Origin of the sequence: Lutibacter aestuarii (assembly GCF_042676885.1) — a bacterium.
GTDB lineage: Bacteria > Bacteroidota > Bacteroidia > Flavobacteriales > Flavobacteriaceae > Lutibacter > Lutibacter aestuarii.
In genome coordinates, this window is sequence record NZ_JBHTIC010000002.1 from 471,474 (window position 1) to 489,981 (window position 18,508).

The 18,508-nt window shown below is 30.3% G+C and carries 14 protein-coding genes; 8 read left to right on the top strand and 6 right to left on the bottom strand.

Going from position 1 to position 18,508, the window contains the following annotated elements; translation table 11 throughout:
• The first annotated feature begins 7 nt into the window (after window positions 1-7).
• The 5 genes from ACFQZW_RS02045 (at window position 8) to ACFQZW_RS02065 (ending at window position 4,785) form a co-directional block, all read left to right on the top strand.
• Window positions 8-787 carry a CbbQ/NirQ/NorQ/GpvN family protein gene (locus ACFQZW_RS02045; protein ID WP_372800215.1) on the top strand — a complete coding sequence of 260 codons (780 nt, stop codon included), beginning with the start codon at window positions 8-10 and terminating at the stop codon, window positions 785-787.
• A gap of 9 nt (window positions 788-796) precedes the next feature.
• Window positions 797-2,563: a nitric oxide reductase activation protein NorD gene (locus ACFQZW_RS02050; RefSeq protein ID WP_372800214.1), complete on the top strand. Its 1,767-nt coding sequence runs from the start codon at window positions 797-799 to the stop codon at window positions 2,561-2,563.
• Between the two features lie 2 nt (window positions 2,564-2,565).
• Window positions 2,566-3,147, top strand: a complete 582-nt coding sequence (locus ACFQZW_RS02055) for a cytochrome c oxidase subunit 3 (RefSeq protein ID WP_298263484.1) — start codon at window positions 2,566-2,568, stop codon at window positions 3,145-3,147.
• Window position 3,148: 1 nt separating this feature from the next.
• Complete coding sequence (locus ACFQZW_RS02060; RefSeq protein ID WP_386781383.1) at window positions 3,149-3,394, top strand: cytochrome C oxidase subunit IV family protein; 246 nt, start codon at window positions 3,149-3,151, stop codon at window positions 3,392-3,394.
• 140 nt (window positions 3,395-3,534) lie between these two features.
• Window positions 3,535-4,785: an alginate export family protein gene (locus ACFQZW_RS02065; protein WP_372800210.1), complete on the top strand. Its 1,251-nt coding sequence runs from the start codon at window positions 3,535-3,537 to the stop codon at window positions 4,783-4,785.
• A 153-nt stretch (window positions 4,786-4,938) separates the two neighbouring features.
• Here the strand turns inward: ACFQZW_RS02065 and ACFQZW_RS02070 are convergent, their stop codons facing one another.
• The 4 genes from ACFQZW_RS02070 to sigZ all read right to left on the bottom strand — a co-directional run bounded on the left by ACFQZW_RS02070 (window position 4,939) and on the right by sigZ (window position 9,311).
• Window positions 4,939-6,072, bottom strand: a complete 1,134-nt coding sequence (locus ACFQZW_RS02070; RefSeq protein ID WP_386781384.1) for a PQQ-dependent sugar dehydrogenase — start codon at window positions 6,070-6,072, stop codon at window positions 4,939-4,941.
• 229 nt (window positions 6,073-6,301) lie between these two features.
• Window positions 6,302-8,239 carry a CocE/NonD family hydrolase gene (locus ACFQZW_RS02075; protein WP_386781385.1) on the bottom strand — a complete coding sequence of 646 codons (1,938 nt, stop codon included), beginning with the start codon at window positions 8,237-8,239 and terminating at the stop codon, window positions 6,302-6,304.
• A 91-nt stretch (window positions 8,240-8,330) separates the two neighbouring features.
• Complete coding sequence (locus ACFQZW_RS02080) at window positions 8,331-8,714, bottom strand: DUF423 domain-containing protein (protein ID WP_298288227.1); 384 nt, start codon at window positions 8,712-8,714, stop codon at window positions 8,331-8,333.
• A 51-nt stretch (window positions 8,715-8,765) separates the two neighbouring features.
• A complete protein-coding gene (gene sigZ / locus ACFQZW_RS02085) occupies window positions 8,766-9,311 on the bottom strand; it encodes an RNA polymerase sigma factor SigZ (protein WP_386781386.1) in 546 nt (181 codons plus the stop codon).
• Between the two features lie 382 nt (window positions 9,312-9,693).
• Here sigZ and asnB point away from each other — a divergent pair, with 382 nt between their 5' ends.
• Both asnB and recQ read left to right on the top strand, forming a co-directional pair.
• The gene (asnB, locus tag ACFQZW_RS02090) at window positions 9,694-11,364 is read left to right on the top strand and encodes an asparagine synthase B (protein WP_386781387.1); all 1,671 of its coding nucleotides are present in this window, start codon (window positions 9,694-9,696) and stop codon (window positions 11,362-11,364) included.
• Between the two features lie 139 nt (window positions 11,365-11,503).
• Complete coding sequence (gene recQ, locus ACFQZW_RS02095) at window positions 11,504-13,624, top strand: DNA helicase RecQ (protein ID WP_372800203.1); 2,121 nt, start codon at window positions 11,504-11,506, stop codon at window positions 13,622-13,624.
• Here recQ and ACFQZW_RS02100 read toward each other — a convergent pair.
• Window positions 13,621-14,070, bottom strand: coding sequence for an Lrp/AsnC family transcriptional regulator (locus ACFQZW_RS02100; RefSeq protein ID WP_372800201.1), 450 nt, complete (start codon window positions 14,068-14,070; stop codon window positions 13,621-13,623). The genes recQ and ACFQZW_RS02100 overlap by 4 nt on opposite strands.
• A gap of 130 nt (window positions 14,071-14,200) precedes the next feature.
• On the opposite strand from ACFQZW_RS02100, the gene ACFQZW_RS02105 reads away from it, so the two are divergent.
• Window positions 14,201-14,596: a hypothetical protein gene (locus ACFQZW_RS02105; protein WP_298263471.1), complete on the top strand. Its 396-nt coding sequence runs from the start codon at window positions 14,201-14,203 to the stop codon at window positions 14,594-14,596.
• A gap of 60 nt (window positions 14,597-14,656) precedes the next feature.
• Here ACFQZW_RS02105 and ACFQZW_RS02110 read toward each other — a convergent pair whose 3' ends face one another.
• A complete protein-coding gene (locus tag ACFQZW_RS02110) occupies window positions 14,657-18,088 on the bottom strand; it encodes a methylmalonyl-CoA mutase family protein (protein WP_386781388.1) in 3,432 nt (1,143 codons plus the stop codon).
• Window positions 18,089-18,508: the final 420 nt, after the last annotated feature.

Below are 18,508 nucleotides of genomic sequence, written 5' to 3' on the forward strand. Positions count from 1 at the left end.
CATTCGTATGAAAAATCAATCACCATATTATAAAGCCATAGGAAAAGAAGTTGAAGTTTTTGAACAAACCTATGCAAGTAAAATTCCTTTTTTATTAAAAGGACCAACAGGTACTGGAAAATCTAGATTTATTGAGTTTATTGCTCATAAATTAAATAAAAAACTAATTACTATTAGTTGCCATGAAGAAACCTCTTCAACTGATTTAATAGGAAGATATATTATAAAAGGAGCAGAAACGGTTTGGTTAGATGGTCCATTAACTACTGCTGTAAAAGAAGGCGCAATCATTTATTTAGATGAAATAGCTGAAGCAAGACCCGATGTAATTGTTGCCATACACTCTTTAACTGATCACCGACGTGAATTGTTTATCGATAAGCTTGGTGAAACTATTAAGGCTCATGAAGATTTTATGCTGGTTGCTTCTTTTAATCCTGGCTATCAAAAAGGATTTAAAGAATTAAAACCTTCAACTAGACAACGTTTTATAGCTGTTTCATTTGCATACCCAAAAGCTACATTAGAAGCTGAAATATTGGTAAATGAGACTGGAATAGATGCCAATACTGCTAAAAAATTGGTCAATATTGCTACAAAAATTAGAAATTTAACAGAACTAGGTTTAACTGAAACAGTTTCAACGCGTTTATTGGTAGATGCTGCCAAATTAATTCATAATGGGTTGCCAAAAAGGCTATCCGTTGAAGTTGCTATTGTTGAACCTTTAACTGACGATTTAGAAGTTATTGAAGCTTTAAAAGATTTATGTAACCTAATGATTTGATTTTAAGTTGTGTTTGAACCAGATGAATATATATTTACAAAACTTGCTCATTACTTTAAAAAGAGAAAACTAAAGAAAGAGGAAGCTGTTGCACATGCAGTTTTATTAAACGATTTAAAACCACGTTTAACTATTTTTGCTAGAGCAATAACTGGACAAGCTATTGAATTGTACCCTGCGGAAAGAGAAGGTGGCTACAAAAATAACAACTTCTTTTTACCTTCAAAATTTTCAGAATTTACTACAGTAGATGATAATATTTCTTATTACTTGTTTAGAATATTGTATTTGTCAGTCCAAAAAACCTTAAATTTAAATTGGAATGATGAGGTGGAACATGAATTGATGGAATCTCAACAAAAAGCTCAAAAAACTTCATCTAAAGTACTAGAAATTTTATTTGAACAGTTTCCAATTACCAAAAAATATCATCAAAAATTTTACACGTATTATATTGAAAAGGCAAACAATACCGATGTGGATTTTTCTTTTTTATATGGAAAATGGATGAAAAATAATCCTGAAGAAACTTCTCAAGATCAATTAAAAAATTTTACAGATAAGGTTAAAAAAGCGGATGATGAAAAACCGAAAACCATTTTAAAGTCTAATGCTGTTGAAGAAATCATCTCAGTTCAAGTAGATTTAAAACAGCAAGAAGATGCCGTTTTACAACATCAATTTGAAAAAGTGGAAACCGCAGAAGAATTTGCTGGTAATTTTAGAGATTTTGATGGAGATGATGAATTAGATGATCACTCAAATGCATTGGATGAGATAAATATGAAATATACAGTACGTGTAGATGATACAGCACATTCAGTATATCAAGCAGATTTTATTGAAAACACCACAGTTTCTGAAAGTGCTGAAATTGATAATAAAGGATATCATATTAAATATGATGAATGGGATTATTCTAAACGTTGTTATAAAAAAGACTTTTGTAAAGTATATCCAAAAACTTTATTGAAAAATAATGTTGAATATTATAAAAAAACATTAAATCAAAACCAGTCAACATTAATTGGGTTAAGAAAAATGTTAACTACGGTAAATAATAAATTTCAACAACAACGCAGGCAAACACAAGGTGAAGAATTTGATATTGACGCTATTATCGATTTGTTTGTTGATGTTAACTCAGGTCATACACCTTCAGAAAAAATATATTTGTCCAAACGGAAAAAAGAAAAAGATTTATCTATTTTATTATTGTTAGATGTAAGCCTATCAAGTGATAGTTATGCGGCAGGAAACAGAGTAATTGATGTTGAAAAGCAAGTTTCAATTTTATTTGGAGAGATTTTGAATGAGTTTCATATCGATTTTTCAATTGATTGTTTTTATTCTAAAACTAGAAATCATTCATCCTATATTACTATTAAAGATTTTGATGAAGAATGGAGTAAAGCAAAATTTAAAGTAGGTTCTGTTGAACCCAGCGGTTATACAAGAATTGGGGCTGCTTTACGTCATTCAGGAGCTCTGTTAGATAAACGAGACACAAAAAATAAATGGGTAATTTTAATTTCAGACGGAAAACCTAATGATTATGATAAATACGAAGGTAAGTATGGAGTAAATGATGTAAAACAAGCCTTAAGAGAATTAAACGAAAAACAAATAAATTCATATGCCTTAGCCATCGAAGCGCAAGCAAAGTATTACTTACCTCAAATGTTTGGACAAAACCATTATCAAATATTAACAACACCTGTAGAATTACTTAAAGCAATGGTGCAATTGTATGAAAAAATTAAACATCAAAGTTAAATATGGAATCTTTAAAAGTCAATTATAAAAATTTGTATTACCCTCCTGGAGGAATTTTAATATGGATCGTAATTTTTTTAGAATTAATCACTTTTGGTATGGCACTAATCGCTATGGTTATGTACAGTAAAGAAGAACCTCAAGTATTTCATACTTCTAGATTATTATTAAATACCACCTTTGGAGCAATAAATACAGTATTTTTATTAACTAGTGGTTTTTTTATGGCGAATTCTGTAAAAAAATTAAAAGCATTTAAAATCAATCAAGCATCAACCTATTTAAAATTAACTATGCTTGGTGGTTTCTTATTTTTACTGTTAAAAAGTGTAGAATATTATACAAAAATTGATGCTGGACTTACACTTAGTTATAACACATTTTTCTCTTTTTATTGGATGTTAACTTTATTTCATGTAATTCATGTCATAGTTGGGTTGGTAATTTTGGCTATAGCACTTGTAAGTTTACAGAAAAAGAAAGATAAAATAAATTTAGAAGATTTTGAGGCAAGTGCTGCATTTTGGCATATGTGCGATTTAATTTGGCTGCTGTTATTCCCAATAATTTATTTAATATTTTAAGATGAAAAAAAACGTATTTTTATGGGTTTGGATAATACTTATACTTTTAACTATGAGTACAGCATTAATCTCAAATTCGGTTTTAAGTATTTCTATTTCTACACTACTTATTTTAGGATTGTCAAGTTTAAAATTTATTGGAGTTTCATATTATTTTATGGAATTACGTAAAGCACATGCCTTGTGGAAAGTGTCATTAATTGTTTATGTTTTAATTTTTATGGTAATTACTATGCTGTTTATTTAAGTCAGTTTCAATTGTAAAAAAAGTTTTTGAAAGTTGATAAAAGTCAGTAATTAAATTTTTTTATGCTTGTATTTTCGCATTGTAAAAGATAAAGAGGTCTTTAAATATTAAAAATAAGCATACAATTAAAATACATAACAATGAGAAAAATTTTATTTATAACAATTTTAGCTACATTAACTGTAACAACATTAACAGCTCAACAGTTCGATTTATCAGCTGAATTACGTCCTCGTTATGAGAACAAACATGGTTTTGGGAAACTATTACAAACAGATGCTGACGGTTCAAATTTTGTATCGCAACGTACTCGTTTAAATTTCAATTTTGAACAAGATAAAATTAAATTGGGGATTTCTCTTCAAAATGTAAGAGTTTGGGGAGATATTAGTACCCTAGGTACTGATGATAACGCAACAATGTTACACGAAGCTTGGGCTGAAGCATTATTATCTGAAAATATTTCTTTAAAATTTGGTCGTCAAGAAATTGTGTATGATGACAGTAGAATATTTGGAAATGTAGGTTGGGCGCAACAAGGAAGAAGTCATGATGCGATGTTGGCGAAATTTAAAGTTTCTGAAAACAGTAAATTAGATGTAGGTTTTGCTTTAAATTCTGATAGCCAATCAGGAGTAGATAATTTATATAGCAATGTTGCGGGTTATAAAACTTTTCAATACGCTTGGTTTAATACCAAAATAACTAAAGTAGGTTTAAGCTTTTTAGTGTTAAATAACGGAGTAGAGTTTATGGAAGCTAATAATCAAAAGGTAGATTATTCTCAAACATTAGGTTCTCATATTAAATATAATGAAGGAAAATTTAGCTCAGATTTTTCAATCTACTTTCAAACGGGACAGTTAAATGGTAATGATGTTAGTGCTAACTACTTTGCAGGAAATTTAAAATACAAAGCTTCAACAGAGTTTACTTTAGGTATTGGTGCTGAATATTTATCAGGAAAAGATATGAATGATGCAAGTTCTGATGTAAAATCTTTCAATCCGTTGTTTGGAACCAATCATAAGTTTAATGGTTGGATGGATTATTTTTATGTTGGTAACCACATAGGGTCTGTTGGTTTAGTTGATATTAATGGGGTTGTTGCTTACAAAAAAGATAAATTTTCAGCAACATTAGTACCTCATTTCTTTTCTTCAGCTGCTGATGTTTACAATGGAGGAACAAAAGTTGATAATAATTTAGGTACTGAAATAGATTTAAATTTAGGATATAAAATAGCAAACAATATAATGTTTAATGTTGGATATTCTAAAATGTTTGCTAAAGAAGCGATGGAAGTTCTTAAAGGAGGAGATAAAGATGAAAATAATTCTTGGGCTTGGATTATGTTTACTTTCAAACCAAAGTTATTTTCTTCAAAATAAAATATTTAAAACTTTAGTTAGTAGTTTTAGTTTAAAACCAGTACTTCGATTTTATATCCAAAGTACTGGTTTTTCTAGTCTAATTTACACGTGTCATTCCTTTGAAAGCAAAAACTCAATTGTTTACTTTGGAATTATTCACAAGAACAATTTTTAAGATGAAGGCGTTAATCTAACAATCCCTAAATTTTGAACAGCAACATAAATATAGCCATCTGGAGCTTGACGTACACAACGTACGCGACCAATATTTTCTAATAGTTTTTCTTCTTTAACTACTTTGTTGTTTTCTATAACACATCGTGTAACATATTGAAATTTTAACGAACCTACCAATACATTTCCTTTCCATTCTGGGTATTTATTACTAGTAACAAATGTCATTCCGCTTGGAGCAATAGAAGGTGTCCAGTGGTGTATTGGATCTTCCATTCCTTTAATAGAGGTCTTATCTGTAAATTTTGTACCGCTATAATTAACTCCAAAAGATGCTTTAGGCCATCCATAATTTTTACCAGCTTTTATAATATTTATTTCATCACCACCTTTAGGACCGTGTTCGTGTGCCCAAATTTCTCCAGTTTCGGGATGCATTGCCATTCCTTGCGGATTTCTATGACCATAAGAATAAATTGCTTTTATAGCATTTTTAGTGTTGTAAAACGGATTATCTGTTGGTATTGTTCCATCGCTATTTATTCTGTAAATTTTACCAGCATCTTTAGTTATATCTTGTGGTAAAACATCTCTGTTGTATCTATCTCCAATTGAAAAATATAAATAGCCTTTTTTATCAAATTCAATACGAGAGCCAAAATGGGTTCCGCTTTGTGTATTTGGAGTTGCTTTATAGATAACTTGAGTTTCAACCAAAGCATCGTTTTTTAATTTAGCTCTCATTATAGTTGTGTTTCCTCCATTTCCATCATTTTCAATATTTGCAGCGTAGGATAAATATAACCAACCATTTTCGGCATAATTTGGATCTAATTCTATATCTAATAAACCACCTTGGCCTCTAAAATATACTTCTGGTACATTTTTAATATTGGTTTTTACTCCGTTTTTAAAATGAATTAACTCCCCCTTTAATTCTGTAATTAAAATAGAATTATTGGGTAAAAATGCCATACTCCAAGGAATATCCATATCACTAACAATAGTTTCAACTTCAAATTTAAATTTGTTATTGTTTAAGGTTTGAAGTGCTAATTTTTCTGAAGGTTTTTCTTTACAAGAAATAATTAGAACTGTTATTAAACTGAAAAATATATTTGAATATTTCATAAGTTAAAAATTTCAATAATAATATCGGCGGCTGAGCGGGGTCGAAGCCAATTATAGTTTAATCGAATTAAGTTAATGCTGTTATTTTCACCTTCCATCTTTGGTCAAAATAAACTTTTGTAGGAATCTATTTTTATAACGATTGAATTCCTGCTTGCACTTCGAATCCGCTCAGTGATCACTCTGGAATAGCAGCATTAATTATGATATTAACAAATATAATTATTTTTTATTTTAACACCGTAAATTCAATTGCTGAAGATGTAAAAACAGTATGTATTTGTGTTTTAAAATCTTCGGCTTTTGCTTTAAAAATATTGTCAACATAGGTTTGGGGATTCAAATCTATTAACGGAAACCATGTACTTTGCACTTGTATTTGTAATTTATGTCCTTTTTTAAACGTATGATGCACATCTTGTAATTTAATTTCAACAACAGTTTTTTTGTTGGGTATAAAAGGTTCTGGATATGTAAAACTATTTCTAAATTTTCCTCGCATAACTTCGCTTCTAACCATTAAATGATAATTACTCATTTTTAGGTGATTTTGCATGTCCTTATTATTTTCTTCACTATCAGCTGGGTGCACATCAATAACTTTTACTATCCAATCGGCATCGGTTCCAGTAGTTGCCACTTGTAATTTTGCTAAAATGTCACCACACATTGTCATATCTTTTTCTAAAACTTCGGTTTCAAAAACTAATACGTCGCTTCTTCTAGCGGCAAAACGCTGGTCATCGGTCATATATTTTCGAGGAGTAAATACTGTTTTAATATCTTCTGTATAAGGAACAGGTTTTTTAATGTTACTTATAAACTGAATGCCTTTTTCATTTCCTTTTTCAATAGCTAATTTTTGATCTTCAGCTAAATAAAAGGTTTGTTTTTTAGAATTTTTTGGAGGCCAAACATTGTAGGTATTCCATTCTTTTTTTCCTGTATCATACACATATGCTTCTGGTAAACCAGTATTTTTATCACCGGTACCTTTTAAGAAGTGATTAAAAAATTTAGTTTCAATTTCTTTTTGATATTTAATAGATATGGAGTCTCCAAAATAATAATTTCCAACACTGTTTTTAGGTTTTGTGCTAGCCCATTGTCCATGACTCCAAGGACCAAAAACAATGGTATTGTAATTATCTTTATTATAGTGTTCAATGGTTTTATAAGTTTCTAATGGTCCATATAAATCTTCAGCATCAAACTCACCAGCCACAATCATAGTAGCAACGTGAGATTTTATATTTTTTAAATGTTGAATAATACCTTTGCTTTGCCAAACTTCATCGTAATTAGGATGTTCTTTTAATTCTTTCCAAAAAAAGTCACTTGCATTGTCACTGTTTTTTAAAGCTGGGTTGTCCAATTTTTCATATTCAAAATAGTGGTCTAAGTTACTTAAAGGGCCTGCATCTAAAAAAAACTGGTACTGGTCTTTGGTTTTAAGATCAGGAATTTTATACCAAGCTTTATCTGTGGGAGTATCTTTTGGAGTTCCAAAAAGAGGAGTTGCTCTAAAATAACTTAGTAGATAGGCACCGTTATGATGAAAATCATCAAAAAAGAAATCACCAATACAAGCTTGAGGAGATGCAGCTTTTAAAGCAGGGTGCGCATCAATAGTTGAATAGGTACTATAAAATCCAGGATATGAGATTCCCCAAGTTCCTACGTTGCCATTATTGTTTTCAACATTTTTTACTAGCCAATCAATAGTATCATAAGTATCGGAACTTTCATCAACATCGGTGCTATCTTTTTTATTTGGAATGTAAGCACGCATATTATCATAAGTTCCTTCGCTCATCCATCTACCTCTAACATCTTGATATACCACAATGTTTCCTTCTTTCATTAAATGTTCGTTAGGGGCAATCTTAGTTTTAAATTTATCAGCACCATAAGGCCTAACACTATAAGGCGTACGTTGTAATAAAATAGGATATTTTTTGCTTTTGTCTTTTGGGGTATAAATGGAAGTAAACAATTTTATGCCATCACGCATGGTAATAGAGGTTTCTATTTTATCGTAATTTTCTTGTACATAATTGGTTTTTTCTTGATCATTTGGAGTGTTTTGTAGATTATTTTTTTCACAAGAAAATAGCGCAATACTTACTAATACTAGTAGTATTGCTTTAAAAGCATAGTTTTTCATTTAAAAATTGATTAGTTAGTTGGTAAAACTACAAAAAATGTAAATTTAATTTGTTAACATTTTTGTTAAAACCAATATCAAAATAAAGCACTTATTTAAGTTTTAATATATTTAAAAATAATAGCACCCAACCGCTAATTAAAAGTAGGCCACCGATAGGAGTTATGGGACCTAAAAAACGTAGTTTATGGTTTTTGGCAGTTGATACTACCAAGCCATAAATACTAAATGAAAATAAAATGATTCCGACAACAAAACAATACACCATGTATTTTTCTGAAGTTGTATCTAAATTAAAATTAAAGCCAATACTAAGTAAAACAATGGCATGGTACATTTGGTATTTTACACCAGTTTCAAAACTTTTAAGTTGATCTTTTGTTAAAATTTTAGTAAGTGCGTGTGCACCAAAAGCACCAAAAGCAACAGCTAAACCACCAAATAGAGTGGCAGTAAGTAAGGTAAATTGAATCATTTGAATAATGAATTAATTTTTTTGCTAAAGTAACTATAAAATATAAAATGTTTAAGAGCAAATCTTACACTCTTTTTTACTCTTATGTTCACCAATTAAATATCCAAATTCATTTAATTTATAATTACAGCAATCTATAAAACCTTGTTGTAAGAGTTTTCTACCACGTTGAATTTTAGATTTTGCTCCTGATAATGAAATGTTCAATTGTTGAGCAACTTCAGCTTGTTTGAAGCCTTTAATTTCACTTAAAAAAATTGCTTTTTTATAAGTAGGGGGCAAATTTTTAATTAAAGGTAAAATACAGTCTTTAGCAGAGTGTTCTTCGTGTATTTCAGCTTCAGCTATCACAGGTATTTCAATTTCTAAGTTGGAGCTTTTATTGCTTTTTTTGAAATAATCTATGATAACGTTGTTGGCAATTGTGAAAATCCAAGACTTTATACTTTGTTGTTTTTTAAGGCTATGGATGTTTAAATGTATTTTAATAAAAACTTCTTGTAATATATCATCTACAGCATCACAATCTTTTATACGACTTCGTATAAAAGATTTAAGAGAGGCAGAAAATTCTTTCCAAATAACAGTTGTTTCCATAAAAAGTTTAAACCCTATTTTTATATTAAAGATAGGGTTTTAGTTATTAACAAGTACAATTTGTACAGTTACAAGATTCACAAGTGCAATTAGCACATTCTCCATTTTTGCAAGATTCACAAGTACAAGTGCATTCAGAATTTTTCATAATTATAAATTTTTAAGTTCTATATATTAGACAGTATTCCTTATAAAAAGACGCAAAAAACAATGTTAAATTTCAAAATTAAATAAAAAGATGTTGATAATGTAATAATTACTTACATAAAATTCAAAAAACAATATTTATTATTATTATTTGTAACTAATTTGTTAAATTATGTTTGTTAAAATAAACATATAAGTCACTTTTGCATTGTAATTAATAATAAATAGTAAAAGCATGTGTGGAATAGTTTGTGCATTTGATTTAAAAGAGAAGTCGGAAATATTAAGACCGCAGTTGTTAGAAATGTCTAAAAAAATTCGTCATAGAGGACCAGATTGGAGCGGGATTTATGCTGATGAAAAGGCCATTTTAGCGCATGAGCGCTTGGCAATTGTTGACCCAGCTTCTGGAAAACAACCTTTATTTAGTGAAAATAAAAAATTAGTATTAGCAGCTAATGGCGAAATATATAATCATAGAGAATTGCGTAAGCAGTTTGAAGGAACTTATAATTTTCAAACAGAATCAGATTGTGAAGTTATTTTAGCCTTATATCAACAAAAAGGAGCAAGTTTTATTGATGAAATGAATGGTATTTTTGGTTTTGCTTTGTATGATGTTGAAAATGATGAGTACTTTGTAGCTAGAGACCACATGGGAATTATTCCTTTGTATATAGGATGGGATCAAAACGGAACATTTTATGTTGCTTCAGAATTAAAGGCTTTGGAAGGTGTTTGTACTAAAATTGAATTATTTCCTCCAGGACATTACTTGTCTAGTAAAGATGGAGAATTAACAAAATGGTACAGTCGAGATTGGATGGAGTATAAAGCAGTTAAAGAAAACCAAACTAGTATTGATGAGTTACACGATGCTTTAGAAGCAGCAGTGCACCGCCAATTAATGTCTGATGTGCCTTATGGAGTGCTATTATCAGGAGGACTAGATTCTTCAGTAACTTCAGCGATTGCTAAAAAATATGCTGCAAAAAGAATAGAATCTGACGATACACAAGCCGCTTGGTGGCCACAGTTACATTCATTTTCTGTTGGACTGGAGGGGTCTCCAGATTTGGCTGCAGCACAAAAAGTAGCAGATCATATAGGAACGGTGCATCATGAAATTAAATTTACCATACAAGAAGGTTTAGATGCTATTAGAGATGTAATTTACAACCTTGAAACTTATGATATCACCACAATTAGAGCTTCAACACCTATGTACTTAATGGCAAGAGTTATTAAATCTATGGGAATTAAAATGGTACTTTCTGGAGAAGGAGCAGATGAATTATTTGGTGGTTATTTGTACTTTCATAAAGCCCCAAATGCTGAAGAATTTCACGAAGAAACTGTTAGAAAATTAAGTAAGTTACATATGTACGATTGTTTAAGAGCAAACAAAAGCTTAGCTTCATGGGGTATTGAGGGACGTGTACCATTTTTGGATAAAGAGTTTATGGATGTTGCAATGCGTATAAACCCACAAGATAAAATGATTAATGGAGAACGTATGGAAAAATGGGTAATTAGAAAAGCTTTTGAAAGTTATTTACCTGAAAGCGTTGCTTGGAGGCAAAAAGAACAATTTTCTGATGGAGTAGGGTATAGCTGGATTGATACTTTAAAAGAAGTTGTTGCTACAGAAGTAACTGATGAACAATTGGCAAATGCAAAATATAAGTTTCCAATTCAAACACCTACAAACAAGGAAGAGTTTTACTATCGTTCAATTTTTGCAGAACATTTTCCTAGTGATACAGCAGCATTAAGTGTTCCTCAAGAAGCTTCAGTTGCTTGCAGTACTAAAATAGCCTTGGAATGGGATGAGAGTTTTAAAAATATGAACGACCCTTCTGGTAGAGCTGTAGCACAAGTTCATGATGATGCTTACATAAAATAATAACCCTAAAACATGCGCATATAAGTTGTTTTACATGCGCATGTTTTGGAGTTTATATGCGCATACTTATTAATTTGCATGCTAATACTTTGTAATTTGTATGCGTATAAATTTATCTTTGCAAAAAAGAAAAAGTTGAATGTTGCATATAGAACTACAAGATAAATTATTTCCTACGTTAAAAAAATATTTTGGTTACGACAGTTTTAGAGATCAACAACAATCCATAGTTGAGTCTGTTCTTTCTAAAAATGATAACCTAGTAATTATGCCAACAGGTGGAGGAAAATCTATTTGTTTTCAACTACCAGCGCTACTTTTTGAGGGCTTAACCTTGGTAATTTCTCCTTTAATAGCTTTAATGAAAGACCAAGTAGATGGCTTAAACGCAAATGGAATTTCAGCTAATTTTTTTAATAGCAGTCAAGAAAGTCTTGAACAAACCAAAATTTTTGAAAAAGTAATCAATAAACAAATCAAGTTGTTATATGTAGCTCCAGAAAGTTTATCCTTGCTTCAAAATATACTAACTGAAAATTATATAAGTTGTATAGCCATTGATGAAGCTCACTGTATTTCTTCTTGGGGACATGATTTTAGACCTTCTTATCAACAACTGGGGTTTTTAAAAAAAGTATTACCAAATACACCAATAATAGCACTTACAGCAACGGCAGATAAAGCTACTAGAACAGATATTTTAGAGCAATTAAATATTTCAAATGCAACACAGTTTCTTTCTTCATTTGATAGAAAAAATATTGAGTTAGAAGTACGTCCAGCTAATGATAGAGTGTTGCAAATAATTAAATTTATTCGTAAAAAGCCTCATGAAGCGGGTATTATTTATTGTTTAAGTAGAAAATCAACGGAGCAATTAGCAACAAAGTTACAGCAAAATGGAATTTCTGCGGTAGCGTATCATGCAGGGTTAAATTTTGAAGAACGAACCAAAGCTCAAGAAAATTTTATCTACGATAAAATTCAAGTGGTTTGTGCTACCATTGCATTTGGAATGGGTATTGATAAATCTAATGTTCGTTGGGTAATTCATTACAATATGCCCAAAAATATTGAAGGTTATTATCAAGAAATTGGACGTTGTGGTAGAGATGGTTTACCAGCAAATGCATTACTGTTTCATAGTTACGCCGACGTAATTCAGTTACGTAAATTTATGAATGGTGCAAGTAATGAAGAGGTTCAATTAGCAAAATTAGAGCGCATGAAACAATTCTCTGAAGCTACCACTTGTAGAAGAAAAATTTTATTGAGTTATTTTGGAGAATTACTTTCTGAAAATTGTGAAAATTGCGATGTATGTAAAAACCCTCCTCAATTTTTTAATGGAACGATTATTGCCCAAAAAGCACTTTCAGTAATATCTAGACTAAAAGAGATTGAAGCAGTTGGAACGGTTATAGATGTTTTAAGAGGGGCACATAATGCCACTATTTTAGAGAAGGGATACAATCAACTAAAATCTCATGGAGTTGGAAGTGATATTTCATGGAGAGATTGGCAACAATACATTATTCAGTTAATTAATCAGGGATATTGTGAAATAGCTTTTCATAAAAATAATGCACTACAATTAACCGATTTTTCTAAAAAAGTATTGTTTGAGAAGGAGGTTGTAGAGTTAACGAAGCCAATTGAAGTTCAAGAACAAAAAAATGTTCAAACAGCACCAAAAGTGGCTAAAGCTAAAAAAGATTCGTTATTTGAACGGCTACGTAAATTACGTCAAGAAATTGCCTTATCAGAAAATATTCCAGCTTATTTGGTATTTAGCGATGCTACGCTGAAAGAGATGGAACGAGCTCGTCCAATGTGCGAAGCAGATTTTTTAGAAATTAGTGGAGTGGGGCAGCGAAAGTTAGAAGTTTATGGAGAAGATTTTATAGCAGAAATTGTGGCTTTTTCTAACGAAAAAATAAAAACTCATAAAAAGAAAGACACTTATAAAGTAACTTATGAATTGTATAAAGAAGGGTTATCAATCGATGAAATTTCTGTAAAAAGAAACCTAAAGGCAACCACTATTTTTTCTCATTTAGCAAAATTATATTCAGATGGAAAAGCTATTAATATTTATGATTTTATAACCAAAGAAGAAGTTGTTAAAGTTAGAAAAGCAAAAGAAAAATTAGAAAGCCCACAAGCTTTAAAACCTTATTTTGAGTATTTTGAGGAAAAAATAGCCTATTTTAAAATCCGATTAGCATTAACAATAATTGATAGTGAAGGCAGTGTTTAAAGATGTGCTTTTTTAGTTAATGGATTGTTTTCTACTACATTAGATAAAACGATATGAGTTCTGCATTCACCATAGGTTATTAATCGATCGATAAATTGTTCCAAATGTTTTTGATTTTTTAAAACTACTTCCATAACAATATTTTCATTCCCAGTGATTCTATAACAATTAACGACTTCTTTAAAGTCTTTAACTTTTTCAATAAAAGGTTTTAATCTTCCCATAAAAGCACGTAGAGTGATGATTGCTTTTAATTGATGACCCGTTTCAAAATAGGAAACTTTGGCATAATATCCTTCAATAATTCCAAGATCTTCCATTTTACGTATGCGCTCAGCAACTGCTGGAGATGTGATGCCAACTTTACGCGCAATTTCGGTATTGGACTGTCGAGCGTTTTGTTGTAAACAGCTTAGTATTTTCCAACTTAAATCATCAACTTTCATAATTAAAGATTTTATTAGTAAATATATTAAAAATTAAACTTAATTAGTTTTATATCTTTAAATAATAAATATAATAAAAATTATTTCTTGGTAAATTTGTTATAAAACTTGAAAGAAGTCTAAGATAAAAATGAGTGAACAAGGGTTGAATCAGTTAGTTATTTATAGAAAATCGTTAGATATTTTTAATTTATCTAGGCGAATAGCTGCTTATATTACCAATGACAAAGATATAATTTCAATGTATAGGTCTGGAAGTAAAACAGATAACTATGCTGATAATTTAGTGATGAATGCTTTTAGATTAGTGCCTAAAGTTGTAGAAACTGAAACACAAGTAAATCCAACTACCAAATTAAAATATGCGCAATCGCTTCATTATTTTATTGATAGGCTTTACCAAGATTGTTTAAACCTTGAAAGTACTAAAATTCAAGGGGTAGATTTTGTAAGAATGTTAAGAAAAGAATTAATAATGCTTCGAAAAATTCATAGACGTTATGTGAAATCAATATTAAAAGTTTAATAAAAAAAAGTCATTTCAGTTTTTATTGAAATGACTTTTTTCATTTAAGATTTCATAGAATTACATATTCCTTCTGTATTGACCACCAACTTCAAACAAAGCTTCTGTAATTTCTCCAATAGAACATACTTTACAAGCTTCCATCAACTGATCAAATATGTTTTGATTGGTAATTGCTTTGTGTTTTAATGTGGCAATTTGCTCTTTAACTTTTGTTTGATTCCCTTTGTTTAAATTTTCAACAACTTTAATTTGATACTGTTTTTCTTTTTCTGTAGCTCTAATGACTTCTTGAGGTAATACAGTTGGAGAGCCTTTGCTGCTTAAAAAAGTATTGACTCCAATAATTGGAAAGTCACCATTGTGTTTTAGGGTTTCGTAGTACAAACTTTCTTCTTGAATTTTGCTTCGTTGGTACATAGTTTCCATAGCACCTAGCACTCCACCGCGTTCGGTAATTCTATCAAACTCTTGATAAACGGCTTCTTCAACTAAATCGGTTAATTCTTCAATAATAAAGGCACCTTGAATAGGGTTTTCATTTTTGGTTAATCCTAATTCTTTATTAATTATTAATTGAATGGCCATAGCTCTGCGTACACTTTCTTCGGTAGGGGTAGTTATAGCTTCATCATACGCGTTGGTGTGTAAACTATTGCAATTGTCATAGATGGCATATAAAGCTTGAAGAGTGGTTCTAATATCATTGAAATCAATTTCTTGTGCATGTAAGCTTCTTCCAGAGGTTTGAATATGATATTTTAACATTTGTGCTCTTGAATTAGCATCATATTTAAGTTTCATAGCTTTTGCCCATATTTTACGAGCTACTCTACCAATTACAGCATATTCTGGATCGATACCATTTGAGAAAAAGAATGATAAGTTTGGTCCAAACTTATTGATATCCATACCTCTAGATAAGTAATATTCAACATAGGTAAACCCATTGGCTAATGTAAATGCTAATTGAGAAATTGGATTGGCTCCTGCCTCTGCAATATGGTATCCTGAAATTGAAACAGAATAAAAATTACGAACGTTATTTTTTATAAAATATTCTTGAACATCACCCATTAAACGAAGTGCAAATTCTGTTGAAAAAATACAAGTATTTTGAGCTTGGTCTTCTTTTAGAATATCAGCTTGAACAGTTCCTCGAACTTTAGCAATGGTTTCGGTTTTAATTTTGTCATAAATTTCTTTAGGTAAAACTTCGTCGCCAGTTACACCTAAAAGAAGTAAGCCTAAACCGTTATTTCCTTCTGGTAAATCGCCTTGGTAAGTAGGTCTTTCAACACCTTTTTCTTTATAAATTTCGGTAATTTTTGTTGCTACCTCTTTTTCTAAGCCATTTTTAAGAATGTATTTCTCACATTCTTGATCAATGGCTGCATTCATAAAAAATCCTAACATCATAGGAGCAGGACCATTAATGGTCATAGAAACTGAAGTTAGCGGATTGGTTAGTTCAAAACCAGAATATAGTTTTTTTGCATCATCTAAACAACAAATAGAAACTCCAGCATTTCCAATTTTTCCGTAGATATCAGGTCTAATATGTGGATCATTTCCATATAAAGTAACCGAATCAAAAGCGGTAGATAATCTTTTAGCGGGCATTCCTAAACTTACGTAATGAAAGCGTCTGTTGGTTCTTTCAGGACCACCTTCACCTGCAAACATTCTAGTAGGGTCTTCTCCAGTTCTTTTAAATGGGAATAGCCCTGCTGTATAAGGGAACTCTCCAGGTACATTTTCTTCTAAGCTCCAATATAAAATATCACCCCAGGCTTCGTATTTAGGTAAGGATATTTTTGGAATTTGGAGATGAGAAAGCGATTCGCTATGCGTTTTTATATTTATTTCTTTATCTCTTACTTTATACGAATACACTTCATTTTTGTAGGATTGTTTTTTTGACTCCCAATTTAAAATGATGTTCCAGTTATAAGGGTTTAAATCCATTTTAACTTTTGAAAACTCCTTGAAAAGAAGAGATATAAGTTCTTTAGTGTTTTTGTTTTCAATATGGTTTAAAACTTCTTCATTCAGTCCAACTTTTGATAATTCTATGGTTTTATTAGAAATGGTTTCTACGGTTTTATAAATACCATAAAGTTTTTGAGCAATTTCTTTTTGTTTTAAACTAGTTTGGCTATAAGCTCTGTTGTTTTCAGTAATTTCTGATAAATAGCGTGTTCTGTTTGGAGGAATAATAAATTGTTTGTTGCTTTTATCTCCGTTTATTTTAAATGAAGTTTTAAAAGTAACGTTAGTTTTCTGGTTTAATTTGTCAATTAAAACCTTGTATAATTCATTGGTTCCTGGATCATTAAATTGAGAAGCAATAGTTCCATAAACAGGCATGTCTTCAATATGCTCACTCCATAAGTTATGGTTGCGTTGATATTGTTTTTTAACATCGCGTAAGGCATCCAATGCGCCTCGTTTGTCAAATTTATTAAGAGCAATAACATCTGCAAAATCAATCATGTCAATTTTTTCTAATTGAGTAGCAGCTCCATATTCAGGCGTCATCACATACAATGAAACATCAGAATGATCTAAAATTTCGGTATCACTTTGTCCAATACCAGACGTTTCCAAGATAACTAAATCAAATTCAGCAACCTTTAAAATAGCTACCGCATCACTTACATGTTTAGAGAGTGCTAAATTAGATTGTCTTGTGGCTAATGAACGCATATAAACACGTTCGTTTTTAATAGAATTCATTCTAATTCTATCCCCTAATAAAGCTCCGCCTGTTTTTCTTTTTGAAGGATCCACAGAAACAATTGCAATTGTTTTTTCTGGAAAATCTAATAAAAACCTTCTTACTAATTCATCTACTGTAGAAGATTTTCCAGAACCTCCAGTTCCTGTTATTCCTAAAACAGGAATGTTAGTTTCGTTAGCTTTTGTTCTTATTGTATTGATAAAATCGATGTGTTTTTCAGAAAAATTTTCAACAGCAGAAATTGCTTTTGCCAACTTCATATCATCTTTATGAACGAGTTCTGAAGCTGAAAAGTCGATATGTTTACCCGTTGGAAAATCACATTTCTCAATCATATCATTAATCATTCCTTGCAATCCCATTTCACGACCATCATCTGGAGCGTAAATACGTGTAATTCCGTAATTCATGAGTTCCTCAATCTCTTCAGGAAGAATAACACCACCACCGCCACCAAATATTTTAATTTGAGGAGCACCTTTTTCTTGAAGTAAATCAAACATGTATTTAAAATACTCTGCATGTCCACCTTGGTACGATGTCATTGCAATGGCATTAGCATCTTCTTGAATGGCGCAATTAACAACTTCTTCAACACTTCTGTCATGTCCTAAATGAATAACTTCAACTCCAGTAGCTTGTATAATTCTACGCATAATGTTTATAGCTGCATCATGACCATCAAATAAAGAGGCTGCAGTTACAATTCTAACTTTATTTTTTGGTGTATAAGGTGTTATTTTTTTCATAAATGTTTTAAAAAAAATTGGTTTGCAATTTAGTTAAAATTACTAAATGTGTTTTAAGTGTAATTTATAGCTTTTATTATGAAAGTAAAAGTATATTGTGAAAACTTATGAATAAACTAAATAAAAATATTTAAAGTTTAAATACTAATTGAATACATTGGAGATTTTTTAAAAAAAGTAAAGGTTTTATATTTTGAATAATATTAATCATTTTAATTAATATATAGTTAATTTTTAAAATTTTAATGAGAATTCTAATTTTAACAAAATAGAGTAAATAAAAATCAAAACAAATTTATAGTATATTTGTAATTCAATTAATATTTGTATAAATATCTTGGATATTTTTCACTTCACATATAAAAAATGTATTGCCTTAACTCATTTTAGAGTGGATATTCGTTATCCATAGTTTTAGTT